The organism is Deltaproteobacteria bacterium (assembly GCA_016709225.1).
Classification (GTDB): domain Bacteria; phylum Myxococcota_A; class Polyangia; order Nannocystales; family Nannocystaceae; genus Xiheibacterium; species Xiheibacterium phototrophicum.
The window spans coordinates 133,799-159,930 of record JADJEE010000001.1 but is presented as its reverse complement, the minus strand read 5'-3'; the positions used below and the strand labels follow the sequence as shown (position 1 = coordinate 159,930).

The window sequence follows — 26,132 nt, the reverse complement described above, 5'->3', positions numbered from 1 at the left end:
GCCGTGGGCGGCGCAGCCAGGTCGCGTTCGGCCGTGGCGGGGCGTCGTGGGTCCGGGGCCGATCGAGGGGGAGCCAGCGGGGAGCCGGCGCTACGCCGGGATCGGCCGGCTGCTGGCGCGGCGCCGCCGACGGCTCACATCTCGACGAGGATCTGCTGCCCGCGCTCGCGCAGCTCGAGGCTGTCCTGCACCCAACGCACGAAGCGCTTGGCGACCTCGGGCTCGAACTGGAACGCGTCGGCCAGCTGCAGCAACGCGTCGACCTCGCCGTCGACCAGCTTGTTGTCGGCCATGGCGGCGCACACCGCCTGGTAGAAGAGGAAGATGCGGGCCTCGCGGTGCTGCACCGCCCGGGCGACGCGCAGGAGGTCCGAAGGCGCGCTGAACTCCTTGCGCACGAGGTCGCGCTCTTCGGGCAGCAGCATCATCTGCCCCATGAGCTCTTCGACGAAGTGCCGCTCGCTGTCGGAGACCTGGTCGTCGCGCGACGCCATGATGGCGACCGCGCGCGCGACCGCGACCTGCTCCTCGGGTGTGATGAGTTCGCCGATGGGGAAGTCGAGCATGGTCCGCTCCGTTCTCGCAGGGTATCCGATCGCGGGCGAAGATCACAACCTGCAACTTTGCCATCGCCGGTCGCCATCGCCCGTCGCCATCGTCGGTCGCCATCATCGGTCGCCATCATCGGTCGGCGGCGTCGTCGGTGGGACGCTCGGCGGTGCGGCTGGCGGACACGAGCTCGCGAGCGATGGGCGTGCTTGACAGACGCGGCTCGCCCGACGATCCAATTGCAGGTCACCGCAGGGCCGCTGCCCTCGAGGCGACCGACACCAAGGGGCGCAGCGAACTCGCGGCCCGACGTTCTCTGACAAGTTCCGACCTGACCGTCCGAAGCCAAGGGAAATCGGTGCGAATCCGATGCGGCTCCCGCCACTGTGAACGGCGACGACGGCAGCAACGCCCGTGATCCCCACGTCGAGTTCGACGTGGGTCCGCGGGCGCGGCCACTGGGCGAACGCTCGCGCGAGCGCCTGGGAAGGCGCTGCCCGAGGTAGACCCGTCAATAGCCAGGAAACCTGCGGCGGTCAGTCCGAGCGTTCGACCCGGTGAGACGGGAGTTTCTCGCCCTTTGCTCGCGACCAGCACCACCTCGGTGTTGTCGGCTGCACTCTGGTGCGCCGCGGCACCTCCTTCTCCGCCGCATGCCGCGGCGGACGAGCCGCGCTTTCGCACCGTCGTGCGTGCCAAGCCGTCGCGTCGCAGCGCGCCGCGGCAGCCGGGCTTCGTCACCGTCATCGCGACCGATGATGCCGCGGGCGGCAGCCACCGCGATGGTCTGGCCGAGCTGCTGTCGGCGGCGCCGGCGACCCACGTGCGATCGCTGGGCGGCCTGGGCCAGTTCGCGTCGGTGTCGATCCGCGGCAGTGCGCCCGCGCAGGTGGCGATGTTCCTCGACGGGGTGCCGATCGGCAGCAGCATGGCCGGCCTGGTCGACCTCGCAGATCTGCCGGTCGACGGGTTGTCGCGCATCGAGGTGCACCGCGGCCACGTGCCGATCGCCTTCGGCGCCGCGGCGATCGGCGGCGCAATCGATCTCGTGAGCACCCCGGACGCGCGCGACCACGACGATGATGGCCACGCGCGCATCGAGGCCGGGCTGGGCTCGTGGTGGACCCGCCAGCTCGCGACCGAGCTTCGCGCCCGCACCGGGCGCACGCACTGGGCGGTGCGGGCCGCCTATGGCGGCAGCACCGGCGCCTTCGGCTTCTATGATGATCGCGGCACGCGGGCCAGCAGCGACGACGGCATCACGCGACGCACCGGCAACGCCTACGATCGTGTGCTCGCACAGCTACGCCTGCTGGCGCGCGCCGGCGCGTGGCGCATCGCGACGCACCAGCTGGTCGTGGCGAAGCGAGGCGGTGTGCCAGGGCCCGGGAGCGCGCAGGCCCGCGCGGCCGCCAACGATCAGCTGTGGTCACGCACCACCGTGCGCGCGCGACACGACGGCATCGGCCGCCCGGGCGCGCGTCTCGAGTGGCTGCTGGGCCTCGGGCTCGAGGCCCGCCGCTTCCGCGATCCGCTCGCCGAACTCGGCGTCGGACGTGACGATCAACGCAGCGTCGCGCTCGATCTCTACCTCTCGCCGCGACTGCGCCTGCCGCTGTGGCGCGACGCCTACGTCACGCTGATGACCGATGCGCGCATCGAGGCCATCGCAATCGATCAGCGCGTCGAGCGGCCCGATGGCTCTCCGACCGGCGACGCGACCCGCCGACGCGCAGCAGTCGGCGCCGGCGTGGAGCTCGAGCAGTTCGCGTGGGGCGATCGCCTGCAGGTGGTCCCGGCCCTGCGTGTCGACGCCATCGCGAGCGCGTTCGCGGTGCGACGCGGCCAGGGCGAGCAGGACGACGCCGGCCGCAACGGCGCCACCGCGGCGGCCTCACCCCGGGTCGGCGTGCGGCTGTCGCCGTGGCGATGGCTGGCGCTGCGCGGCAGCGCCGGGCGCTACTTCCGTGCGCCGTCGCTGGTCGAGCTGTTCGGTGACCGCGGCTTCTTCGTCGGCAACGAGGGCCTCGCACCCGAGCGCGGCTGGGTCGTCGACGGTGGCGTCACGCTCGAGCACGAGGGGGACGCCGGCGCGGTGCAGGGCCACGTCGCCGGCTTCTGGACCCGCACCCGCGACCTCATCCAGTGGATCGCGGCCGGCACCATCGCGCGCCCGGAGAACCTCGCTGGCGCGCGGGTGCGCGGCCTCGAGAGCTCGCTGGCCTGGCAGTCACCGGGTGAGCACTGGAGCGTGGCGATCAACTACACGCTGCTCGACAGCGAGGATCGCAGCGGCGCACCCGGTCGCGACGGCCGGGCGTTGCCGGGCCGGCCCCGCCACGATCTGTTCGCACGCAGCGGATTCGGCTGGCGCTTCTCGCCGCGCGGCGTCGAGCTCGCGCCGCGGTTCGACTACACCGTCGAGCTCGTCGCCAAGACCCAGCTCGACCCCAGCGGGCGGTACGTGCTGCCCCCGCGGGCGCTGCAGTCCCTCGGCGTGCGGCTGCAGATCGATCGACGCGTGACGATCGGCGTGGAGCTGCGCAACCTGCTCGACGCGCGCACGCAGACCGTGGTGGTACCGGTCGGCGATCGGCGGCCACAGCCGGTCGCGATCGCCGACTTCATCGGCTACCCCCTGCCCGGCCGCAGCGTGTGGGCCACGCTGCGGATCGATCTCCCCCATCCGCTGACCCGACGTCGCAGGAGCCCCGCATGATCGCGTCGCACCGACCGAGTCCGCTCGCCGTCGCGCTGGTCCTCACCGCCTGCGCACCGCTCCCCGACGATGCCTGCGACGGGGGATCGCCGCCGAACGCCAGCCTCGCGATGCCGCGGCTGGAGGCGCCATGCGACGTCGAGGTCGCTGCGCCGACGCGGCTGCTGCTCACCACCACCGACTTCGCGACGGGAGCGGTCAGCGTGGTCGACCTCGCCACGGGCACGGTCGCTCGCGACGTCGCGCTCGCGACCACCGACTCGATCCCATCATGGCACGACGGCCACGCGTGGCTGCTCGACCGCTACCAGTACGACCGCGTCGAAGTGCTCGATCCATCACGCGACTGGGGGCTCGTCGCCGAGCACCCGCTGCCGCCGTCGTGCAGCGCGTCGCCCAACCCGCAGGCGCTGGTGTTCGCGCCCGACGGCAGTGCATGGGCGACCCAGCTCGACGTGCCGGCGCTCGCCCGCGTGGTCACGGCGGGCGACGACGACGAGCACGAGTCGATCGACCTGCGCGCGATCCCCAGCGACGACGACAACCCCGACGCCGGCCTCGCGGTCGCGTGCGGTGACGTGGCCTGGGTCGCGGTGCAACGGCTCGACGCCTCGTACGGTCGCGTCGGCCCCGACGAGCTGGTCGCGGTCGATCTCGCGGCGCGCACGGTGCTCGATCTCGATGCCAGCCGCGACGGCGCGCAGGGCATCCGCAGCGAGGGCGCGTGGCTGCGACAGCTGCGGCGTGACCCGCAGGACCAAGCCGGCCACACGGTGCTGGCGCTGTCGACCGGCATCGAGCGCATCGACCTCGGCGCCGGCACGCGCGCGTGGTCAGTGACGCCCGCGCGCTTCGCCGCGGTGGGCCTCGGCGGCGGGCGAGCGCTACAGGCCTTCGACGTCGACGACGGCGGCGAGACCGCCTTCGTCGCCGCGTACGACGACGACTTCGCCCAGGTACGCCTGTGGCGAGTCGGGCTCGACGACCACGAACCCGCCGAGCCGGAGGCGTTCGCCGACGGCTTCGACTCGGTCGAGCGCACGCTCGAGCTCGTCGACGACGTCCTGTGGTATGGCAGCACGCGTCGCGCCGCACCCGGCCTGTGGCAGTTCGACGTCACCGTCGATCCACCCGCGGCCGCCCCCGGCCCGCTCTCGACCGGCCTGCCGCCCTACAGCATGGTGGCGATCCCATGAAGCTGCGCTCGATCCTCGTCGCGTGTTCGTCGGCCCTCGCGGCCTGTGATCCGGCCGCCGCCGAGCCGCCGCAGCCGGTGCCCGGCGAGCCGCCCGTGCGCGCTGCGTGCGTCGAGGATCGCGGCGATGCGTTCGTCGACTGCATCGACACCTTCGAGCCTTCCGCGCCCGCCAGCTTCGGCCACGACGCCATGCCGGCGATCGTGCTCGGTCCGCCGAGGGCCGACGGCGACGGCGACGGCGGCATGGACGTGGCCTCGCTCGGCTGCGGCGGTCGCATCACCCTGGGCTTCGCGGGCGACGCGATCGTCGATCACGGCGGCGACGACTTCATCGTCTTCGAGAACGCCTTCGCGACCGCCCAGGGTAGCTTCGCCGAGCCGGCTGCGGTGCTGGTGAGCGACGACGGCGAGCGCTGGTACGCGTTCGAGTGCGCAGCATCGCCGGGCGACGACGCCGACGGCTGCGCCGGCGTGACGCCGACCGAGGCGCGCTCGGCCGCAGCCGCCGTCGACCCCGCGCGGGCCGGGGGTGACGCCTTCGATCTCGCCGCGCTGGGGCTGGCGCGCGCCCGCTACGTGCGGCTGGTCGATCGCACGCGCGAGTACTACGGCGACGACAGCTGGTGCGGCGGCTCGGCCGCTGGCTTCGATCTCGACGCCGTCGCCGTGGTGCCGCGATGACGCGCGGGGCTCGACGTGCGCTCGCCGGGCTCGCGCTCGCGCTCGCATGCGGCCCCGCGCCGCAGCGATCCGACGCCGGCGCGCGACGGATCGTGTCGCAGGTGGTGTTCGCCGACGAGGAGCTGTTGCAGCTGGGCGACGACGTGCGCGCGCGGGTCGTGGGCGTGTCGAGCCTCGCCGACGATGGTCGCTACAGCGGCGTCTCAGCGCGCTGGCCCGACACCGTGCCACGCGTCGCCGGGGTCGAGGCCATCGTCGCGCTCTCGCCCGATTTGGTCCTGACCGCCGAGTTCACGGCGCCCGAGACCCGAGCGCAGCTCGCCGACCTCGGCATCGCCACCGTCGAGCTCACCGGCTGGAACGGCTTCGACGACTACCGCCGCCACGTCACGGAGCTCGCGGCGGCCGTGCACGCCGAGGCCGAGGGGCGCGCGCGTGTGGCCGCCTTCGACACGCGCCTGGCCTCGCTGCGCGAGCGCTTCGCGGGCGGGCCATCACCGGGCGTCGTCAGCTGGCAGGAGGGTGTCGTCGCCGGCCGCGGCACCATCTTCGCCGACGAGCTGGCCGCGGCGGGCTTCCGCGATCTCGCCGGCGAGCAAGGTGTGGTCGGCCACGCGACCGTCGCGCTCGAACGCCTGCTGGCGTGGGACCCCGAGTACCTCGTGGTTCCCTGCGAACGCGACTGTGCCGAGACCGCGCGCAGCTTCGCCGCGCGTCCCGGAATCGCCAGCACCGCGGCGGCGCGCGCCGGGCACGTGGTCGCGATCGAGGCACCACTGCTCTTCAGCACCGGCGCCGGCATGCTCGACGTCATCGAGCGCCTGGGGCCCGCGCGCGGGGTGCCATGAGCTCGACGCGACTCGCGGCGCTGCTGCTGGCGATCGTCGCGGTCGTGGTGGTCGCGCTCGTCGTCGGCCCGGGTGCGCTGGATCCGTGGCGGGCCGCGGCGGCACTCGGCCGCGGTCTGTTCGGGCCCCACGACCCACGCGACGTCGACCTCGCGTTGGTGTGGACCCTGCGGCTGCCGCGGGTGTTGCTGGTGGCGCTGGTCGGCGCGGCACTGGCGAGCGCCGGCGCGCTGACGCAGGGCCTGTTCCGCAACCCGCTGGCCGATCCCAGCGTGCTCGGGGTCTCGCTCGGCGCCGCGCTGGTCGCCGTGATCGGACTCTTCCTCGGGCTCGACCGCGCCGGCCTCTGGGTCACGCCGGTGCTGGCAGCGACCGGCGCGGCGGCGACCCTGGGCATCCTCTGGTGGCTCGCATCGCGGGGCCACGACGGCACCACGCTGCTGCTCGCCGGGGTCGCGATCGCGGCGGCGTGCGGCGCTGCGACCTCGAGCGTGCTGGCGCTGGCCGGCGATCGCCCCGAGCTCGGCGTCCGCGTGATCCGCTGGTTGATGGGTTCGTTCGAGGGCCGCAGCTGGGGACACCTCGGCGCGGCCGTGATCCCGATCGTCGCCGGTGTGGCGCTGGCAGTCGCGATGGCCCGCGATCTCGACGGCCTCCTGCTCGGCGACGAGATCGCCGCCTCGCTCGGCGTCGAGCTGGCGACGCTGCGCCGCGGCGCCATCGCGGCGGTCGCAATCCTGATCGGCACCGCAACCGCGATGTGCGGCGTGATCGGCTTCGTCGGCCTGGTCGTGCCCCACGTGGTGCGGCGGTGGCTGGGTAGCGGCCATCACGGGCTCGTGGTCGGCTCGGCGCTCGTCGGCGCGCTGTTGTTGATGATCATCGACACGCTGGGCCGCGCCGCCGATCTGCCGCTGCCGCCGGGCGTGGTCACGAGCCTGCTCGGCGCGCCGGCGTTCCTGTGGATCCTGCTGCGGACCGGCGCGCGGAGAGCTGCGTGAGCGCGCTCCATCTCACGGTGCGCAGCGTTGGGCTCGAGGTCGGGCGCGACACCGCTCGGCGATGGTTGATCCGCGGGCTCGAGCTCGACGTGCGCGCGGGCGACTGGGTCGCCGTCGTGGGCCCGAGCGGCGCCGGCAAGTCGACCCTGCTGCGCGCGCTCGCAGGATTGCGGGCGCCCGACGAAGGTCGGATCGCGCTCGACGACCAAGCCCTCACCGCGATGGCGCCGCGAGCCCGCGCGCGGCGCATCGCCTATCTCCCGCAACACGGCGAGCCGTGGCTCGAGCTACCGGTGCGCGAGCTCGTGTTGCTCGGTCGCCTGCCCCACCTGGGCCGGCTGGCGCGCCCGGGCCCACGGGAGCGCGAGCTGGCGGATGCGGCCTTGGCTCAGGTCGGCGCGGCCGCGCTGGCCGAGCGGGCGTGGTCGAGCCTGAGCGGCGGCGAGCGACAGCGGGTCATGCTCGCGCGCATGCTGATCACCGACGCGCCGCTGCTGCTGCTCGACGAGCCCACCACCGGCCTCGACATCGGCGCCGCAGCCCGCATGCTCGCCGCGTGCGCACCGCTGGTCGCGTCGGGACGCGCGATCGTCATGGCCATGCACGACCTCGAGCTCGCGCGCCAACACGCTCGCACGGTGGTTTGCCTCGGGCGCGACGGCGTGCGTGTGGGCGCCACCGACGACGTGCTCACCGTCGAGCATGTCGCACGTGCGTTCGACGTCCACGTGCGCATCGGCCCGCGGATGATCTTCGAGGTCGACGATACGCGCTGAGGCGCGCCCCGAAGCCACCGACGTCGCGGCGCCGCGCAGGTCGGCGGCGACTTGTCGATTCGGGGGTTGTCGCGCAAGCTCGAGCCGTGCGCGTCGCCATCACCGGTTCGAGTGGTCTGGTCGGACAGGCGATCGTGGCCAAGCTGCACGGGCGCGGCGACGCGGTGGTACCGATCCGCCACGGCCACGGTTGGGACCCCCTGCGCGGATTCGACGATCCGCAGGCGCTGGCGGGCTGCGACGCGGTCGTGCACCTCGCCGGCGAGTCGATTGCCGGTCGCTGGACCGAGGCGCGACGCACCGCGATCCGCGACAGCCGCGTGCTCGGCACGCGCCACGTGGTCGCCGCCATCGCGGCCGCCGATCCATCGCCGCGCGTGCTCGTGTGCGCCTCGGCGGTGGGCATCTTCGGCGACCGCGGCGACGAGGTGCTCTCCGACGACGCCGCGCCGGGGACAGGCTTCCTCGCCGAGGTCGCGAGCGCGTGGGAGCACGAGGCCGCCGCGGCCACCGCCCACGGCACACGCGTGGTGTCGCTGCGACTCGGCATCGTGCTCGCGGCCCACGGCGGCGCGCTCGAACGCATGCGTCCGCTCTTCCGCAGCGGCCTGGGCGGACGCTTGGGCGACGGCAAGCAGTGGATGTCGTGGATCCACCTCGACGACGCCGCGTCGGCGTACGTGCGCGCGCTCGACGACGCGAGCATGCATGGCGCGTACAACCTCGTCGCCCCCGACGCCGTACGCAACCGCGACTTCACGACCGCGCTCGCACAGACCCTGCATCGGCCCGCGTGGCTGCCCGCACCCGCATTCATGCTGGAGCTCGCGCTGGGCGACATGGGTCGCGAGCTGCTGCTGGCCAGTCAGCGCGTGCAGCCCGATCGCCTGCTCGCGGCCGGCTTCAAGCCGCGCTTCGCGAGCCTGCAGGCCGCGCTTGCCGACGTGTGCGCGCCCCAGCGCTGAGCCTTCGGCGGTCAGCCGCAGGGCGACGCGGCTGCCAGCTTGAAGCTGCGATCGGCGGTGAACGTGAACAATCCCGTTGGATCATACGCGTGCAGGATCGACAGCACGGTCGCGGCGCCCGCGGTGTTGCCGGGCGTGTCGTCGCTCCACGGCCCGAACTGTGTCACCGGAGCCTCGGCGACGGTCGCCGGCCACCACCACGTACGGGTGAGCGAGAGTGACGCTGGCGCGCTACCGGACAACGTCGCGTCGTAGCGGTCGCGGACCAGCAACGTCGGCGACGACTCGCCGTCGGGGATTGCCCACAGCTCGCTCTCGGCAGCCCACGCACCCGCGCCGCCCGAGCCGCCGTCGAGCCGCACATACGCACGGCCGCTCCACGGCGCGATCGCGGTCATGCGCTCGGGCGCCGCCAACCCGAGGTAGCCACCCATCGGCGTGTACCCCAGCCGCGTGCGGAACGGCGCTTCGACGGCCACGCCCAACGCTGCCTCGGTGTCCCACGGCAGCGGCTGATCCCAGGCGTCGAAGTGCAGCACCAACTGACCGCTGCTCACCCAGAGGAAGCCGTCGCCGCCGCCCTCGCGCACGCACGCGGCGTCGTACTCGCTCCACGTGAAGTCACCCGCCGCGTCGATCGTCAGCGTCACGCTCGGCACGCCGACGGGCTGCCACGGCAGGGTCCACACCCCCACGAGATCGAGCTCGCGGACGTCGTCGCCGAACGGCTACACGCCGGGGAAGCCCGGCGGTAGCTCGCCGCCATCGGTGTCCCATCCACCGCCGGTGTCGCCACCGCCACTGCTGCCGGTGCCGTCGAGCGCGGCCGTCGTCGCGGTGCCGGTGGTGTCACCGCCGCCGCTGCTGCCCTGCGCGCCGCCGGTCGACCCACCGCTCTCGCTGCCGAACGGGGACTCGTCACTGCCGCCGAGATCGATGCCACTGGTGCCAGAACCGGCGAGCGCGGTGTCGGACTTGGGCGCCGGGAAGCAGCCCCCGACCAGCACCACGCCGACCGTCACCGACGCCATCCTCGATCCCATGCAGGCCACCACGTTCGGGCCATCGACGGTGCGCGCGCGAGCCTTGAAGCGACCGCGTGGGCGGGCGCGCACCTGCCTCGCCGATCGTCCCGCGGTGGGCTCCCGGCGCGGGGCCCTCACACCGCGACGCGGGCGGCGAAGCGACCCCGTCGCGCGGCGTGGGCCGCGAGCAGCGGCGACATCACCTCGCGCACGAACTCGTCGACCTGCTGCGGCGCCCGCCCGACGTACGCAGCGGGGTCGATCGGCGAGGACGGCACGTGGGGACCGAGCAGGTCGTCACCGCGCATCCGCTCCAGCAGATCGTTGGCGCAACCCTCGGCTTTCATGCGCGTGGCAGCGGCGTGGGCGTGCCGACGCACGCGCTCGTGCAGCTCCTGGCGACTGCAACCCGCCTTGGTCCCGGCCATGATCACGTTCTCCGTCGCCATGAACGGCAGCTCGTCGCGCATGTTCGCGGCGATGACCCCGGGGTTCACGACCAGCCCGGTCACGACGTCCACCACCAAGTTCAAGATCGCGTCGGTGGCGAGGAACGCCTCGGTGATCACCAGCCGTCGGTTCGCACTGTCGTCGAGGGTCCGCTCGAGCCACTGGTTGGCGTGGGTCTGCGGCGGACTGCTGGCCAAGGACTGCACGAAGCGCGCGAGGCTGCAGATCCGCTCGCAGCGCATCGGATTGCGCTTGTACGCCATCGCGCTCGAGCCGATCTGATCGCGCTCGAACGGTTCCTCGAGCTCGCGCTCGTGGGCCAGCAGGCGCAGATCGGCGGCGAACTTCGCCGCCGACGCGCTCACGTCGGCGAGCACGTTCACCACCCACGTGTCGATCTTGCGGGTGTAGGTCTGTCCCGTCGCGGCAATCGTGTGGGCGAAGCCCATCGCCTCCGCGACGCGGCGATCGAGCTCGCGGACCTTGCCATGGTCGCCCTCGAACAACGCCAGGAACGAGGCCTGCGTGCCGGTCGTCCCTTTGACCCCGCGCATCGGCAGCCGCTCGCGCAGCGCCGCCAGCGACTCGAGGTCGAGCGCGAGGTCCTGCGCCCACAGCACGGCGCGCTTGCCCACGGTCGTGAGCTGGGCGGGCTGGAAGTGGGTATAGGCGAGGGTCGCGAGGTCGCGATGCGCGACCGCGAAGTCGCGCAGACCTTCGAGCGCCGCGAACACCCGGTCCATCAGCAGCTCGAGACCGTCGCGCATCATGATCAGTTCGGCGTTGTCGGTCACGTAGCAGCTGGTCGCGCCGAGGTGGATGATCTTCTCCGCGCCGGGGCCGACCAGCTCGCCGAAGTGGTGCACGTGGGCCATCACGTCGTGACGCAGGCGCGCCTCGTGCTCGGCGACGCGCTCGAGATCGACATGGTCGCGGTGCTGACGCATCGCGTCGATCTGCGCCTGTGCGATCGGCAGGCCGAGCGCACGTTCGGCGTCGGCCAGAGCGATCCACAGATCGCGCCAGAGTACCGCGCGGCGGTGGTCGTCGAAGTTTGCGACCATCGCTCGGGTCGCGTAGCGCGTGGCCAGGGGGCTTCGATGCTGCGGGGCGGGCACGACCATGTTCGGCCCGAACCTACCGAAGTTGGCGGTCCGGGCGGCGCGCTTCGGGGGGCGGCCCGCGCGGCGGCGGGCTCGTGAAGGGCTCGAAAACCCGCCCATCACGGCTCCAGGAACTGGCATGGGCGGGGAAATGTCGACGGATTCCCCGGAGTTGACGCCGGGTGCCCGGGCAGGGATGCCCGGGGTCGGAAATATTGTCACGGTGGCGCTGGTCGCCGGCTGGCCCGATGGAAATCACTGCCCGCCAGGAGTTCGAAGCCACCGCGCTTCCCCAGTTGGATGCCCTGTACGGGGCGGCACTGCGACTGACCCGCAATGCCGCCGAGGCCGAAGACCTGGTCCAGGACGCGTACGTCCGCGCCTACCGCTTCTGGCACACCTTCAAGAGTGGCACCTCGGTGCGCGCGTGGCTCTTCACGATCCTGCGCAACACCTTCATCAACCGCTACCACCGCGCGAACCGCAACCGCGCCGCGACCCACGACCTCGAGGCGCAGCTGCCGGCGATCGGCGTCGAGGCGGCGGTCGGCCACCCGACGACCTCGATGCCCAACCCCGAGCTCGCGCTCGGCGCTCGCATCACCCGCGAGCGCATCATGACGGCTCTGGAGTCGGTGCCCGAGGACTACCGAATGGCCGTGATCCTCGCCGATCTCGAAGGCCTCGCCTACAAGGAGATCGCCGAGATCATGGACTGCCCGATCGGCACCGTGATGAGCCGCATCTTCCGCGGTCGCAAGCTGCTGCACAAGCTGCTGCACGACCACGCGGTCGAGCTGGGGTTCGCAAATCCCGGCGATCGCAACCACCGCGACGAACAGACGCGCGGCAACACCGTCCATATCGAAGACTATCGTATGCGAGGACAGGCATGAGCTTGCAGGACATCCGCTCGGAGTGCTCCGACACCGCCGCGCTGCTCCAGCCCTACGTGGACGGCGAGCTCGCGGTCGCCGAGCAGGAGCGGGTCGCGTGCCACCTCGAGGACTGCCGCCCCTGTCGTTCGGCCGTGGCCGAGCAACAGTGGGTGCGCGCCACGCTGCGGGCGGTCGATCGCGACGCGGCGCCCAAGGCCCTGCGCGCGCGGATCGGCGCCGCCCTCGATGCGATCGACGCCGAACAACCCGCGCTCCCGGTCACCCGCCCCGCGCCCGTACGCGGGCCCTCGATGTGGGCGCGCCTGGGCGGCGCGGTGGCAGACATGGCCCGCGGCGCAATGGTGATGGTACCGGCGAGCGCCGTCGCCGTCGGCCTGTTCTTCGTCGCCCGCGAGGGCTTCGTGCCGGTCGAGCGGATGCCCGCGCAGGGGCTCGGCGCTGCGCTGGGCACTGCGCCGCAGGCCGCCGACCCGCCGCAGCCGCAGACCGTGGCCGTCGCCCCCGCAGCTCGACCCGGCGAGTCGTTGCCACCCATGCACGCGGTCCCTCGCGGTGAGCTGCAGCTGGTCCGCGCCGACCTCGAGCCGGGCGATCACAGTGCCGCCGGCGCGCGGCTGCGCTACCAGGTGCTGCGCGAGGGCCTGCCCACCGGTCAGCACGTGATCGACCACCAGGCCCCGCGCGGGGTCGCCCCGATGCAAGGCCTCCCGGTCGAGTTCCGCGGCCACCGCTTCCTGGTCGACCACACCGTCGGGGGTGAACCGGCGCTTCGCTTCGACTACGGCGGCGTGGCGCACCGGCTCGTGCTCGAGGGCGGTCCACGCCACGGCGACATCGCAGTCCTGCTCGAGCTCGCCGAACAGAAGGTCACCGAGCAACCGCGGCCGTAGCGGGTCCGCGCGGGCGACGGGTCCGTGCCGGCACGACCGGGCCGCGGCCCGCGAGCGGACGAGGAGGGCGAGAGCCCCGCGATCTCGCGGGCCTGCACGCGCGTTCGGCCCTGGTCGGACCCCAGGCGAACCGCTACTCTGGGCGCCGTGTTTTCGGCGCTGATCATCGACGCGGATCCCGATGCAGCTCGTGCCATCGAGGTCGTGCTGCGGCCCCACGGGTTCGAGTTCACCACCACGCAGGACGCATCCGACGCGATGACGCTGGCGCGGACCTCGACGCCCGACATCATCTTCCTGCGCGTGGAGCTCCCCAACGTCTCGGGGTTCTCGGTCTGCAACAAGCTGCGCCGCAACGACGAGACGAAGTACGTCCCGCTGGTGATGTACGCGTCGGGGGTCTCGGACGACGTCTTCAACCAGCACCGCAACCTCAAGACCCACGCCGACGAGTACCTCAAGCTGCCGTTCGCCAACGGCCAGCTGCTGGAGGTCGTGCGGACCCTCATCGAGCTACCGGCCGGTGACGACGGCGACGCCGCCCTGGACGTCGACATCGACGACACCGAGGAGCCGTCGACCAAGGCAGCCGATGCCCTGGCGATGCACGAGTTCGACGCCGAGTTCGCGGCGATGTCCCACGAGACCGGGCCGCATGCGCCGGTCCCGGCCGGGCCTGCGCCGGTGGAGGAGGTCGCGCTCGGGGTCGAGACCGACGCGGCGTTCGACGCCCTCACGCTCGACGAGGGCCTGACCGAGGAGCCCTTCGAGGCGGCATCGTCGATCACCGGCGCCGCCATCGTCGACGCCGATGCGGAGCCGGAGGCAGCGCCCGAGCCGACGCCGGCCGAGGCGCCCGAGCCCGAGCCCGTGCGGGCGACCGCGCCCGAACCCCAGCGGGCCGCGACGCCCGAGCCCGTCGCGTCGGAGCCCGAGGTCAGCGGCGACGAGGGCGAGGGTGCGACTGCGCCCGGCGAGTTCCGAGCCCAGCGCGAGGTCATCCAGCTCAAAGCCCAGCTCAACGCCAAGAACCGCGAGATCCTCGCGCTCAAGGAAGAGCTCGAGAGCCGCGACCGCGCTGCGCTCGACCTCAAGCACAAGAACCGCGAGCTCCAGGCGCAGATCGGCGACATCGAGGAGAAGCTGATCGGCTCCGAGGAACAGGTCATCACCGCTCGCGAGCGCGCCGATGCGGCCACCCGCGACAAGAACACGATCCTCAAGCGCGAAGAGGGCCTCAAGGCACGGCTCGAGCACGCGCAGAAGAAGATCAAGGACGCCGAGGACGAACTCGCCGGTGCCGCCGCCACCGCGGCCGCAGCCGAGCAGAAGCTGCAGGCGGAGATCGCCGGCCTGCAGGCCCGCGTGCACGCCAGCGAGCACGATCTCACCGAGTCGCGCGGCAAGGTGGAGGGGCTCGATCGAGAACTCGCGACCTCGCGATCGCAGCTGGCGGAGCTCAGCGCCGCGCTCGACCAGGCCCGCGCCCGCAGCAGCGAGCTGAGCACGGCCGTGTCGACGCTCGAGGACGAGGCCGCGAGCCTGCGTCGCGACATCGAACGCATCAAGCGCGAGGGCGAGGAGGAGCGCGCCGCGGCGCTCGCCGAGGCCCGCGAGCAGGCCGAAACCGAGAAGGCGGCGGCACTGCGGGCCCAGGCCGAGGAGCAGCAGGCCGAGCTCGAGTTCGCCGAGAGTCAGCGACGCACCGAGGTCGAGAAGATCCGCAGCGAGGGCGAAGACGCGCTGGCGGCTGCCCGCAGCGAGACCGAGAAGCTGCGCGTGCAGCTGACCGAGGCCGAGGAGACCGCCCGCGCCGAGCGTGAGCGCGCGAGCAAGCTGCTCGCGGAGACCCGCGACGAGGCCGCCGCCACCGCAGCACGGCTCACCGAGGAGCGCGACGAGTTCGCCGCGGCGCTGGAACGCGAGAGCCAGAGCCTGCGCGACGCGGTCGCCGACCTCGAGCGGACGCGCAGCTCGCTGCGCGGCACCGAGGCCGATCTGTCGGCGCGGCGCGACGCCGTCCGACGTGCCGAGCAGGCGCTCGCGGTAGCGATGCGCGTGCTCGATGAGCGTGCGCCGCAGTGAGCGTCCACGAGATCTTCGGCGACACCGCGAACCTGAAGGCCAGCCAGGTCAAGGCGCTGCAGCGCCTGGCCGAGCGCAACGTGCCAGCCGACCGCGTCGTCAGCGGCGCGCTGGCGCGCGAGCTCGTCGACCTCGCGGTCGAGCTCAACCGTCGCATCGGCCTGTTCATCGATCGACGTGGCCGCATCTCGCGGGTCATCCTCGGCAACGCGCACAGCGTGCAGTTGCCGGAGTTCGCCCGCGTGCGCGGCGTGGCGGGGCGCCTGCGCGGCGTGCGACTGGTGCTCGCGCACCTGGTGCCCGAGCCACTCGCGCGCGAGGAGCTCGCCGATCTCACCAAGCTGCGGCTCGACCTGCTGGTCGCGATCCACCGTGGCCCGGCGGGCCTGCAGGCCGACCTGGCGTGCCTGGCCCCCGCGCCCGACGAGGCCAGCGAGGCCTTCATCACCCGCACGTGGCCGCGCACGACCCTGTCGGCGCTCGTCCGCGACGACGAGGACATCGAGGCGCCGCCGGATCTACCGCTGCCGTTCGACGGCTTCGTGCGCAACCTCGAGGCCGAGTTGGTGGCGGCCACGGCCCGCGCACGCGCGCTGCAGCAGGGCACGCGCGCGATGGCGCTGCTCGTCCACGACGGCGGCCCCAACGTCGCCGCGCGCAAGGCCGAGCTGCGCGAGCTGTGCCGCACGGACTCGCTCGCGCTCGTCGAGCTGGTCGAGCAGCGTCGACCCCACCCCGACCCGCGGACGTTCTTCGGCCAGGGCAAGCTGCGCGAGGTGCTGGTGCGAGCGCTCGAGCAGGACGTCGAGGTGCTGGTTTGCGACCCCGAGCTCACCGCGTCGCAGGCCCGCACCATCGCCGACGAGACCGACCTCAAGGTCATCGACCGCACGATGTTGATCCTCGACATCTTCGCGCGCCACGCCAAGAGCTCCGACGGCAAGCTGCAGGTCGAGCTGGCGCAGCTGCGCTACAACCTGCCGAAGATGGTCGGCAAGGGCACGATGATGTCGCGCCTGGCCGGCGGCATCGGCGGGCGCGGCCCGGGCGAGACCAAGCTCGAGGTCGATCGTCGCCGCGCGAAGGACCGCATCGTCGATCTCGAGCGGCGGCTCTCGACGCTCCGCAAGCGCCGCGAGCAGCAGCGCGCAGAGCGTCGACGCACCGCGGTACCGGTCGTCGCCATCGTCGGGTACACCAACGCCGGCAAGAGCACGCTGCTGAACGCCGTCACCAACAGCAGCGTCGACGCCGAGGACAAGCTGTTCGCGACGCTCGATCCGACGGTGCGGCGCGTTCGCTTCCCGCACGATCACGAGATCGTGCTGCTCGACACCGTGGGTTTCATCCGCGATCTGCCGCCGGCGCTGCTGCAGGCGTTCTCCGCAACCCTCGAGGAGCTCGCCGACGCGGATCTGCTGCTGCACGTGGTGGACGCCGGCGACACCGACCAGGAGCAGCAGATCGCGAGCGTCGAGCACATCCTCCACGACCTCGGTGCCGCCAAGGTCCCGCGGCTGATGGTGTTCAACAAGGTCGACACGCTCGACCCCACCTCACTGGCGGCGCTGCAACGCCATGCCGAACGGCGCGACCTCGACGTCGTCCGCAGCTTCCTCGTGAGCGCGCTCGAGCGCCGCAGCACCCGGCCGCTGATGCATGCGATCGAGGACACGCTGTGGGCGCGCGGCCGTGTGGATCGACGCGACCGCGACTACTCGGAGGTCGCCGGCGAGTTCGAGTTCGATCACGAGTCGACCCAGGAGCTGCCACGCCACCGCGTCGGTGAGGGCTAGCCGTCGAAGAAGCCGGGCACACGCACGTGGACCACACCCGAAATCAACCCGACGACGCCGCCGATCGCGACGACGACCCCGAGCGCACGCCGCCCACGGCCCAGCCAGGCAGCCCCCTGCAGCGTCGCGACGATCCCCGCGGTCAGCAGCAGGTAGCCCACCGACGCCATGGTATCGCACCGCTGCTCGCGGCCGCGATCTGCGTGTTCGCGTGCAGCGCCCTGGCGTGGGCGGCCGATGCCGCGCCCGGCCAGGCGCTGTCGGTGCCGTGGGCGATCGCGCTGGGGGTGCTGCAGGGCATCACCGAATTCCTGCCGATCAGCTCCGACGGACACCTCGCGCTGGGACAGCGGCTGCTGCACATCGACGCCGGCGGCGGCGGGCACCAGTTCACGATCATCGTGCACGCCGGCACGCTGCTGGCGGTGATCTGGACCTACCGCGCCGATCTGTGGCAGCTCACCCAGGCGTTGCTGCGGGCGCGGCCAAGCGACGACGAGCGCCAATTGTTGGTGGGCATGATCGTCGCCAGCGCTCCGCTGGGGCTGGTCCTGCTGCCGGGCGTGGAGGACGCCGTGATCGCGTTCGAGTCCAGCATCCCGTGGATCGGCGTGTTCCTCTGGATCACCGGCGCCGCGCTGTGGCTGGGCTTTCGCCACGAGCGACGCCACCCGCCGCCGCACCCCGGACGCATGCCGTCGGCGCTGCAGGCCCTGCTCATCGGGCTGGCGCAGGTGACCGCGATCCTCCCGGGGGTCTCGCGCAGCGGCACGACGATCTCCTCGGCGCTGCTGCTGGGCATCGATCGCGTTGCCGCGGCGCGCTTCTCCTTCCTCATCAGCGTCATCGCCGTCGGCGGTGCGGTCGCGAAGGAGGGGCTCGATCTGGTGCGCCACGGCGCCCAGGGCTCGCTCGGGGCCGGGCCGGCCGCCGCCGGGTTCGCGGCATCGCTGGTGGTCGGGCTGCTGGCACTGCGCGCGCTGCTGCTGCTCGTGAAGCGCGGTCAGGTCATGGGCTTCGTGGTCTATCTCGCGATCCTCGGTGGCCTCGCGGTCACGCTGGGCTAGCCACGTGGGATCCGGCGTCGCGATGCCCCCGTGCTCGGCCGCCGTGGGGACGCGGTGTGGAGCTGTGTGCGCGCCGGGGGACGCGTGCCGATGACGACGACGATCATGGGCCCGGCGCGCGCGCGCTGGTTCGCCGCGCTGGCGCGACCACGGTCGCGCGCGCTCGAGGATGCCCGGCAAAGCCTCGATGCAGCCGCGCTGGTGACCCGCATCGGCGGCGCCGCGTCGATGCTGCGCTCGCTCGGGGTCGTGCCGGGTGATCGCGTGGCGTTGCTAGGGCCGCCCAGCGTCGAGTTCGTGGTCGCCGTGCTCGCGGCGCAGGCGCTCGGCGCGATCGCGGTGCCGATGTCCCCGCGCCACACCGAGGGCGAGCTGGTACACGTCGTGTCCGACAGTGACCCGCGTCTGCTGGTGCTGGCGTCGACGCAGGATGAACGCCTGGTCTCGATCGGCCCCGAGCGACGCCGTGTGGGGCTCGACGCGCTCGCGCACGTCGACGCGGCCCCGCTCGAGCCGGTCGCGCTGGAGGACGAGGCGATTGCGCTGCTCATCTACACCTCGGGCACGACCGGCCGCAGCAAGGGGGTCGCGCTGCCGTGGCGGGCGCTGATCGGCAACATGGCGGCGCTCGGCCGCGCGTGGCACTTCGGTCCCGACGACGTGCTCTCGCTGGCGCTGCCGCTCTTCCACGTGCACGGCCTGGCGATCGGCATCTTCGCCGCGATGCTCCACGGCGTGGCCGTGCGCCTGCACCCGCGCTTCGACCCCGCGCAGGTGGTGCGCGACGTCGCCGACCACGGCGCGAGCGTGTTCATGGGGGTGCCGACGATGTACGTGCAGCTGTTGGCCCACCTCGCGCGCGAGCCGGACGACGCGGCCGTGCTGGCACGCGCGCGCCTGTTCACGGCCGGCAGCGCCGCACTCACCCCGGATGTGTTCCACCGCTTCGAGGCCGCGACCGGCCACGCGATCCTCGAGCGCTACGGCATGACCGAGACGCTGATCACGCTGTCGAATCCCTACCAAGGACCGCGACGGGTCGGCACCGTCGGGTGCCCGGTGCAGGGCGTGGAGATCCGCGTCGTCGACGACGACGGACGACCACTGGACGCCGTCGACGGCCGCATGGGCGAGCTGCAGGTGCGTGGGAGCTCGCTGATGCAGGGCTACTGGCGCGACGACGTGGCCACCGCGGCGGCCTTCGACGGGCCGTGGTTTCGCACCGGCGACGTGGTGACCATCGATGCGTGCGGGCACGTGCGCATCGTCGGGCGCAGCAGCACCGACATCATCAAGAGTGGCGGCTTCAAGCTCTCGGCCCGCGAGGTCGAGGACGTGCTGCGCGAGCACGCCTGGGTCGCGGACATTGCCGTCTTTGCGGTCGCCGACGCGACGTGGGGCGAGCACGTGACGGCCGCGATCGTGCCGGCGCCGGGCTGCCCCGCCCTGGCGGAGCTCCACACCGTGCTGACCGCGTTCGCGCGGGCACACCTGGCTGACTACAAGTGCCCGCGACAGTGGCTGCTGCTCGACGAGCTGCCGCGCAACGGCATGGGCAAGCTCGAGAAGAGCGCGCTGCGGCGCCGCGTCGAGCGCGACTACCCCGACGACGTCGACCTGCGCGCGATCCAGACCCGATAGACCGGCACGCCCAGCCCGATCACCCCGAACGACGCCAGGAACATCAGCGGCTGGGTCACGAGATACGAGCCCAGCAGGTAGAGCGTCGCCAGCAGGAACACCCCCGGCACCCACGGATAGCCCCAGGTGCGGTACGGCCGTTCGCGTGTGGGCTCGCGCCGCCGCAGCACGAACACCGCGAGCACACCGGCTGCGTAGAACGGCCAGATGCCGATCACGAACTGATCGGCCAGCTCCGCGAAGCCGCGGATCGACACGAACACGATGCCGAGCACCACCGACATCCCGATCGCGCGACTGGGCGTGCCGTGGCGCGGATCGACGTGGGCGAGCGCGCGGAAGAACAAACCATCCTCGGCCATGGCGTAGAACACTCGCGGGCCGGTCATGAGCGACCCGTTGAGGGTGCCGAAGGTGCTCACCGCGACCGCCGCCGAGACGAACGCGACCCCACCCTGCCCGATCGCGATCGCAGCGACGTCGGCCGCCACCAGCTCCCGCCGCGGCATCTCGGCCAGCGGGATGACGGCCAGGTACGCCACGTTCACCGCGAGGTAGAGCACCGCGACCGCCAGTGTGCCGAGCAAGAACGCCCGCGGCAGCGTTCGCTGGGGATCGCGGACCTCACCGCTCACGAAGCCGACGTCGCTCCAGCCGTCGTAGGCCCACAGCACCGACACCATCGCGAGCCCGAACGCGGCCGTCGGCGTCTCGAGCGTGCGCGTGGTGCCGCCGACTGCGGGCCCGACGTCGAACGCGTAGCGGGCCCCGAGCCCACACAGGGCCAGCAGCGCCGCGATCTTGAGCACGGTGCTGACGTTCTGAATCGCGGCGCCGAGCGTGACCCCGCGCATGTTGGCGACCCCGACCACCAGGATGAGGCCCGCGGCCGTCAGCTGCGTACGCGTGAGCCCGAGCAGCGCCGCGGCCTCGCCGTCGGCACCGAGCAAGCGCCAGGTGTAGTCCGCACACGTGATCGCGATCGCACCGTAGGCCGCAGGTCGCAGCACCAACAGCTCGGCCCAGCCGAACAGGAACGCCGGCAGTCGCCCGAACGCCTCGCGCAGGTAGACGTAGATGCCGCCCGTCCGCGGCATCATGCTCGACAGCTCCGCGTAGGTCAGCGCGCCGCACAGCGCGATCACGGCCCCCGCGACCCAGACCAACGCGAACATCGCGAGACTCTCGACCCGCTCGGCGATCACCGCCGGCGTGCGGAAGATGCCGCTGCCGATGGTCGAGCCGATGACGACGGCGCCGGCGCTCCACGGGCCCAGCCGCCGCGGGAGGCGCTCGCCCCATCGATCCGGTTCGTTGTCCTGGACAGCCACGGTTGCGCCGGCAGTGTAGCGCGGCCAAGACCGCGGATCAGGCGTCGACCGGCGCGTCGTCGGGCATGAATCGCTCGAGCTGCAGCTCGAGCGGCTCGCCCTCGCGGCTGCAGCCGAGGGCCACACGCATGCGTCCCTGCGTAGGCAGCATCGCGATGCGTGCACAGGTGCGCGACGCCGAGGGATCGTCACCCTCGACGTGGGTGCAGATGCTCCGCGGCTCGCCGTCGTGGCTGCCGAGCAGCGACCACAGGCCCTCGAGATCGCGCGGCCGCTGCTGGGCGTAGAGGGTCGTGGCCATGTTCAGCCGCGCGAACGTGGTCGTCACGCGCGGCACCGCCTCGCACGTGCGCAGCACCGGATCGAAGCAGTGGTTGGTGTGCAGGTGCGCGGCCTTGGGCCCGCTCTGGGTGAGCACCTTGTGTGCGCCGCTGCACTCGACGCCGTAGAAGGCGCGCGCATCGGCGATCATGTAGTGGTGGCCCGAGCCCAGCGGGGCGCGGCGCAGGCGTGCGTACGCCGTCGGCGCGTCGGGGCACGCGAGCAGCGAGCGCACCAGCGCTGGCCACACCAGGCCCACGCGGGCGTCGGTGCTGCAGAGGTTGTTGATCGTGACTGCGACGCCGTGCTGGCCGATGCCCGCGAGCGCGAGGCAGCCGACCAGCGTCAGGCACAACACTTCGGTGCCGCCGTGACGGGGCGCGATCCGCATCATGCGGACATACGGCGCCGCGCTGGCATGCATGTCCCAGGTCTGTCCCAGCGTGGGCCCCTCGCGCCCGTGGAGATAGATCGCCGTGCAGCCATCGGGCTCGCGCGTGAGCGCGCCGGGCGAGAACAGCACGTCGCGCAGATCGGTGTAGTGGTTGAGCACCACGATCCGCTCGGGCGACAGATCGGAGCCGGTCGCGATGCCGAGCAGCTCGGCGTGGGCCTCGGGCTCCTCGCGGGCGAGCAGCGGCAGATGGGTGCCGGCGAGGGCTTCGAGCCCGGCGCGGTCGAGCCGAACGCCGACCGCTGCCGCGTCGTGCAGCATCAGCGCACAGCGGATCTCGGCCAGCTCGTGGATCTCGGCGCGCCACAGCTCGCCGTGCGCGCGCCCGCGCGCGGCAGCGTCGTCGTGATCGAAACAGACCGGCTCGAGTGGGTGCGTCATGGGCAGTGCGATCGCGCCCCGCGTGGGTTCCCACGCCGGGATCCAGCCGGTGGTCCACCGGCGCCATGCGAGCTTCTCACGACCGACGCCGCTCCGCATGGCCGACGCCTCGCGTTGGTGTAGAGTGCGAGCCGATGCGGCCTCGACTCACCGCGGCGTTCTACGGCGGACCGGGATTCTCGCTGTATCACGCGTGCGGCAGCGCGAGCCGCGTCCCACTCGCGCCGCACTTCCACGACGAGTACCTCATCTGTGCGCAGCTGCGCGGTGACGAGCAGTGCCACGTGGCCGGCAAGCTCCATGAGTTCCGCGCCGGCGACGTCGCGCTCATCAACCCGCTGCAGGTGCACACCGGCAACACCGAGGGCGAAGAGATCGAGTACATCAGCCTGTACGTCGACGCGGCGTGGGTGCAGCGGCTCGCGTCCCAGCTCGACACGCCGGTTCGACAGCCCGAGTTCACGGTGGTGCGCATCGCGAACCAGCCCGCGCTGGTCGAAGAGATGTGCGGTCTCCTGGCCGCGGTCCAGCACCACGACGCCGCGGTGTTGTTCCCCGCCGAGGGCACCGTCGACGACCCCGAGCTCGACGTGCCGCGACGACTCGCGCCACCCCAGCTCGCGCCCACCCGGGTGCGCGAGCCGACCGCCGGTGATCCTCTCGCGATCGAGGCTGCGCTCACCCGCGTGGTCGTGCACGCGTTCGAGGAGTTCTCGAACCTGCGCACGCCGATGCAGCGCTCGAGCAGCCGGGTGCCGCACCGCAAGATCGCGCGCGCGCTCGAGTACATGCGCGAGCTGCCGCCCGGCGCGGCCGCGGATCAAGTCAGCCTCGATCGGCTGGCCGAGATCGCGGAGCTGTCGAAGTTCCACTTCGTGCGGCAGTTCGACCAGGTCGTCGGCATGACGCCGGGAGCGTTCCTGCGCACGCTTCGGCTGTGCCACGCCGCCCGCATGCTCCGCACCAGCGACACCCCGATCGTCGACATCGCGGTGTCGATCGGCTTCGCCGATCATCCCAGCTTCAGCCGCGCCTTCGCGCGCGCGATGGGGCTCACCCCGAGCGACTATCGGCGCCTGGGTCCGCTGTGAGCGGCGCGGCGATCCGTTCGCGGCCGACGAACCCGAGCCACGCAATCGCGATGGTCAGGAAGCCGCCCGCGGCCATCACCGGCGTGATCCCGACCGCGTCCGCGAGCGCCGACGCGATCGGACCCGCCAGCGCAGCGCCCAGCATGTAGGTCACCTGCGCGGCGGTGAAGTCGACCCCGCCGGCCTCGGGGCTGCAGCGCGACATCGCCAGCATGAAGACCGCGACCGCGACCGCGCCGCCGCCGAGGTGCTCGAGCGCCGCTCGCAGCCCGAAGCCCAGCGGCGTGACCTCGCCGGCCTGGTAGTACGCGAGCACGACCAGCGCAGCGCCTTGCAGGCACGACGCCGCCACGAAGCAACGCGCCCAACCGAGCCGCCGCGCCAGCACGCCACCGAGCCCGGCGCCGGCGATGGTCGCGATGCTGCCGAGCACGCCGTCGAGGGTGCCGATGAGCTCGCGCGTGAACCCGTGCTGCACCATCGCCGGCTTGACCAACACGCCGCCGGTGCTCTCGCCGAACTTCGCCGCCACCAGGAACGCCACGAACGCGGGGCGGCGCAGCAGCGTCCGCACGCTGCTGCGGACCAGCGCCCAGGTGTCACCGCTGGGGACGCGGTCGTCGCTGGGCTCGCGCAGCACCACCACCGCGACGAAGGCGGCGGCGATGCAGCCGGACATGATCGCGAACACGCCGCCCCAGCCCAGCCACCCCGAGGCCGCCAGCAGGACCCCGCCGCCGACCAAGTTGCCCAGCTTGAAGCCGCCGACCTGCGCCGCGTTGCCGGTCGCGAGCTCGCGATCCCGCAGCAGCGAGACCGCGTAGCCGTCGACCGCGATGTCCTGCGTCGCGGCGGCGAGGTTGAGCAGGCCGAACAGCGCGAGGATCGGCACCAGCGATTCGCTCGGATCGAGCACGCCGATGCTGGCGGTGCACAGCAACATCACCAGCATCGCCGGCAGCATCCAGCTGCGCCGACGGCCGATGCGGCGGCTGTAGCGACGATCGACCCACGGCGCCCACAGCAGCTTGAGCGCCCACGGCAACGACAGCGCCGACACGAAGCCCACGCGCGTGAGATCGACGCCCTGCTGCAGCAGGATCACCGGCAGCGCGACCGCGAGGAAACCGCCCGGCAGCCCCTGGCAGAAGTAGAGCAGCGTCAGCAAGGCGATGCGGCGATCGAACCGCGCGCCCGCCGGCGTGCTCAACCGTCCTGCAGGCCGGCCTTCTGTTGCCACGCGCCCTTGTCCCACGTCGCGTCGGTGGTCACCGTCCAGCGCTTGCACGCACCGCCGAGCTCGAGCGCGGGGTAGTCGGCGCGGGTGATGACGACCGCGTACGAATCGGCCTGTCCCGCGATGCCGTGGCCACCGGGGGCGAGCACCTTGTCGGCCGGCACCTCGGCCTGATGCCCGGCGCAGTCGCTGACGTGGGCGCTGAAGCTCTTGGGTGGCTTGCCGGCGTTGAACACCACCGCGACGCCGTTGGCGATCTTGCCGTGGGCGACGGTCACGTCGCCCTCGCGGTGGGCCTTGCTCGAGCGCTGCATCTGCGCTGGCGCACAGCCAGCCTTGGCGCAGAACCATGCCCCGCGCACCGACACGAACTCGTTGCGCATGTTCTGTCGCATCTCGGCGCAGCCCCAACCGACCAGCGTCGCGAGTGCGGCGGTCGAGATCAGCCCCGCGAGGGAGTGACGGGCCGGGGTCCGACGGGCGACACGCGGATGCGACATGGACACGATGTCTACCATGGGCCGGGCGACGGCGGTTCGCCGCGGTGGCCGGGTGCGTCCCCTGCTACGATGTCGCCCAGGTGACGCACCCGGATCTCACCCCGCGCTTCCGCGGCTGCCTGCTCGGCGGGGCGGTCGGCGATGCGTTGGGGGCCGCGGTGGAGTTCATGCGGCTGCCGGAGATCCAGTCGCGCTTCGGCGCCGCGGGGACGCAGGACTACGCCGAGGTCTACGGTCGTCGCGGGGCCATCACCGACGACACCCAGATGACGCTCTTCACCGCCGAGGGCCTCATCCGCTGCCGCGCCGCCCGGGCCCGCGGGGTCGCGCTCGATCCGGTCGAGGCGTTGCACCGCGCATACCTTCGGTGGTTGCACACGCAAGCCCAGCGCTCGGCGAGCCCCAACTACGACGACGCGCTCGACGGCTGGCTCATCCGTGTTCCCGCGCTGCACAGCCAGCGCGCGCCGGGGAACACCTGCCTGTCGGCGCTGACGCTCGCGCAGGCCGGCAGCGTGCAGTACCCCATCAACGACTCCAAGGGCTGCGGCGGCGTGATGCGGGTGGCGCCGGTGGGCCTGCTGGGCGAGCGCCCGTTCGAGATCGGCTGCCAGGCCTGCGCGATCACCCACGGTCATCCGGCGGGCTACCTCGCCGGCGGCGCGTTCGCGGCACTCATCGCCTATGTCACCGGCGGCACCCCCATCGCGCAGGCGGTCGCGCGTGTGCGCGACGAGCTCGGCGCCGTGCTCGGTGGCGAGGTCGGAGCCGCGATCGATGCCGCGATGCTGGCCGCGGCCCGGGCCCCGCGGGGGCCCCACACCGTCGAGTCGCTCGGTGGCGGCTGGATCGCCGAGGAGGCGCTGGCGATCGCGATCTACTGCGCGCTCTCGGCCCGCGATTTCAGCGACGGTGTCCTGCTCGCGGTCAACCACGGTGGTGACAGCGACAGCACCGGATCGCTGGTGGGGAACATCCTCGGCGCCGCGTGGGGAGTCGACGCGATCCCCAGGCCCTGGCTCGATCAGCTCGAGCTGGCAGAGGAGATCACCTGCGTCGCCGATGATCTGCTGGCCGCCCACCTGGGTGCGCCGCTCGACGAGGCTCGTTACCCGCCGCGGTAG

The 26,132-nt window shown here is 72.5% G+C and carries 23 protein-coding genes and 1 riboswitch; of the genes, 15 read left to right on the top strand and 8 right to left on the bottom strand.

What is annotated here, in order from left to right:
* Positions 1-134: 134 nt before the first annotated feature.
* On the bottom strand, positions 135-566 hold the full coding sequence (locus IPH07_00690) for a TerB family tellurite resistance protein (GenBank protein MBK6915892.1): 432 nt from the start codon (positions 564-566) through the stop codon (positions 135-137).
* Positions 567-896: 330 nt separating this feature from the next.
* Positions 897-1,078: riboswitch (cobalamin riboswitch) on the top strand.
* A 159-nt stretch (positions 1,079-1,237) separates the two neighbouring features.
* On the opposite strand from IPH07_00690, the gene IPH07_00685 reads away from it, so the two are divergent.
* From IPH07_00685 to IPH07_00655, 7 genes are all read left to right on the top strand, one after another.
* A complete protein-coding gene (locus tag IPH07_00685) occupies positions 1,238-3,268 on the top strand; it encodes a TonB-dependent receptor (GenBank protein MBK6915891.1) in 2,031 nt (676 codons plus the stop codon).
* Positions 3,265-4,464: a hypothetical protein gene (locus IPH07_00680; protein MBK6915890.1), complete on the top strand. Its 1,200-nt coding sequence runs from the start codon at positions 3,265-3,267 to the stop codon at positions 4,462-4,464. Before IPH07_00685 ends, IPH07_00680 begins: the two co-directional genes overlap by 4 nt.
* Positions 4,461-5,147: a cell surface protein gene (locus IPH07_00675; protein ID MBK6915889.1), complete on the top strand. Its 687-nt coding sequence runs from the start codon at positions 4,461-4,463 to the stop codon at positions 5,145-5,147. The genes IPH07_00680 and IPH07_00675 overlap by 4 nt, the downstream gene beginning before the upstream one ends.
* A complete protein-coding gene (locus IPH07_00670; protein MBK6915888.1) occupies positions 5,144-5,995 on the top strand; it encodes an ABC transporter substrate-binding protein in 852 nt (283 codons plus the stop codon). The genes IPH07_00675 and IPH07_00670 overlap by 4 nt, the downstream gene beginning before the upstream one ends.
* Entirely contained in the window at positions 5,992-6,996 is a 1,005-nt protein-coding gene (locus IPH07_00665; protein MBK6915887.1) for an iron ABC transporter permease, read from the top strand. Before IPH07_00670 ends, IPH07_00665 begins: the two co-directional genes overlap by 4 nt.
* On the top strand, positions 6,993-7,772 hold the full coding sequence (locus IPH07_00660) for an ABC transporter ATP-binding protein (GenBank protein MBK6915886.1): 780 nt from the start codon (positions 6,993-6,995) through the stop codon (positions 7,770-7,772). Before IPH07_00665 ends, IPH07_00660 begins: the two co-directional genes overlap by 4 nt.
* 86 nt (positions 7,773-7,858) lie before the next feature.
* A complete protein-coding gene (locus IPH07_00655; GenBank protein ID MBK6915885.1) occupies positions 7,859-8,737 on the top strand; it encodes a TIGR01777 family protein in 879 nt (292 codons plus the stop codon).
* Between the two features lie 11 nt (positions 8,738-8,748).
* On the opposite strand, the gene IPH07_00650 is transcribed toward IPH07_00655, so the two are convergent.
* The 3 genes from IPH07_00650 to IPH07_00640 are packed head-to-tail and all read right to left on the bottom strand — an operon-like array spanning position 8,749 to position 11,336.
* Positions 8,749-9,432: a hypothetical protein gene (locus IPH07_00650; GenBank protein MBK6915884.1), complete on the bottom strand. Its 684-nt coding sequence runs from the start codon at positions 9,430-9,432 to the stop codon at positions 8,749-8,751.
* Between the two features lie 33 nt (positions 9,433-9,465).
* A complete protein-coding gene (locus IPH07_00645) occupies positions 9,466-9,852 on the bottom strand; it encodes a hypothetical protein (protein MBK6915883.1) in 387 nt (128 codons plus the stop codon).
* A gap of 44 nt (positions 9,853-9,896) precedes the next feature.
* Entirely contained in the window at positions 9,897-11,336 is a 1,440-nt protein-coding gene (locus IPH07_00640; protein MBK6915882.1) for an adenylosuccinate lyase, read from the bottom strand.
* Positions 11,337-11,563: 227 nt separating this feature from the next.
* Between IPH07_00640 and IPH07_00635 the strand changes: the two genes are divergently transcribed.
* The 6 genes from IPH07_00635 to IPH07_00610 all read left to right on the top strand — a co-directional run bounded on the left by IPH07_00635 (position 11,564) and on the right by IPH07_00610 (position 19,693).
* Positions 11,564-12,211: a sigma-70 family RNA polymerase sigma factor gene (locus IPH07_00635; GenBank protein ID MBK6915881.1), complete on the top strand. Its 648-nt coding sequence runs from the start codon at positions 11,564-11,566 to the stop codon at positions 12,209-12,211.
* Complete coding sequence (locus IPH07_00630; protein ID MBK6915880.1) at positions 12,208-13,104, top strand: zf-HC2 domain-containing protein; 897 nt, start codon at positions 12,208-12,210, stop codon at positions 13,102-13,104. The genes IPH07_00635 and IPH07_00630 overlap by 4 nt, the downstream gene beginning before the upstream one ends.
* Positions 13,105-13,251: 147 nt before the next feature.
* Positions 13,252-15,189, top strand: a complete 1,938-nt coding sequence (locus tag IPH07_00625; protein ID MBK6915879.1) for a response regulator — start codon at positions 13,252-13,254, stop codon at positions 15,187-15,189.
* A complete protein-coding gene (hflX, locus tag IPH07_00620) occupies positions 15,186-16,985 on the top strand; it encodes a GTPase HflX (protein ID MBK6915878.1) in 1,800 nt (599 codons plus the stop codon). Before IPH07_00625 ends, hflX begins: the two co-directional genes overlap by 4 nt.
* A gap of 26 nt (positions 16,986-17,011) precedes the next feature.
* Positions 17,012-18,052, top strand: coding sequence for an undecaprenyl-diphosphate phosphatase (locus tag IPH07_00615; GenBank protein MBK6915877.1), 1,041 nt, complete (start codon positions 17,012-17,014; stop codon positions 18,050-18,052).
* 90 nt (positions 18,053-18,142) lie between these two features.
* Positions 18,143-19,693, top strand: a complete 1,551-nt coding sequence (locus tag IPH07_00610) for an AMP-binding protein (GenBank protein ID MBK6915876.1) — start codon at positions 18,143-18,145, stop codon at positions 19,691-19,693.
* Here IPH07_00610 and IPH07_00605 read toward each other — a convergent pair.
* Both IPH07_00605 and IPH07_00600 read right to left on the bottom strand, forming a co-directional pair.
* The gene (locus IPH07_00605; GenBank protein ID MBK6915875.1) at positions 19,651-21,024 is read right to left on the bottom strand and encodes an amino acid permease; all 1,374 of its coding nucleotides are present in this window, start codon (positions 21,022-21,024) and stop codon (positions 19,651-19,653) included. The two genes, IPH07_00610 and IPH07_00605, sit on opposite strands and share 43 nt — an antisense overlap.
* 37 nt (positions 21,025-21,061) lie before the next feature.
* A complete protein-coding gene (locus IPH07_00600) occupies positions 21,062-22,180 on the bottom strand; it encodes a hypothetical protein (protein ID MBK6915874.1) in 1,119 nt (372 codons plus the stop codon).
* Positions 22,181-22,314: 134 nt separating this feature from the next.
* Between IPH07_00600 and IPH07_00595 the strand changes: the two genes are divergently transcribed.
* Entirely contained in the window at positions 22,315-23,271 is a 957-nt protein-coding gene (locus IPH07_00595) for an AraC family transcriptional regulator (protein MBK6915873.1), read from the top strand.
* Here the strand turns inward: IPH07_00595 and IPH07_00590 are convergent.
* Positions 23,234-24,481, bottom strand: a complete 1,248-nt coding sequence (locus IPH07_00590; protein ID MBK6915872.1) for an MFS transporter — start codon at positions 24,479-24,481, stop codon at positions 23,234-23,236. The genes IPH07_00595 and IPH07_00590 overlap by 38 nt on opposite strands.
* Positions 24,478-24,891: a hypothetical protein gene (locus IPH07_00585; protein ID MBK6915871.1), complete on the bottom strand. Its 414-nt coding sequence runs from the start codon at positions 24,889-24,891 to the stop codon at positions 24,478-24,480. The genes IPH07_00590 and IPH07_00585 overlap by 4 nt, the downstream gene beginning before the upstream one ends.
* Here IPH07_00585 and IPH07_00580 point away from each other — a divergent pair.
* Positions 24,858-26,132, top strand: coding sequence for an ADP-ribosylglycohydrolase family protein (locus IPH07_00580; protein ID MBK6915870.1), 1,275 nt, complete (start codon positions 24,858-24,860; stop codon positions 26,130-26,132). The two genes, IPH07_00585 and IPH07_00580, sit on opposite strands and share 34 nt — an antisense overlap.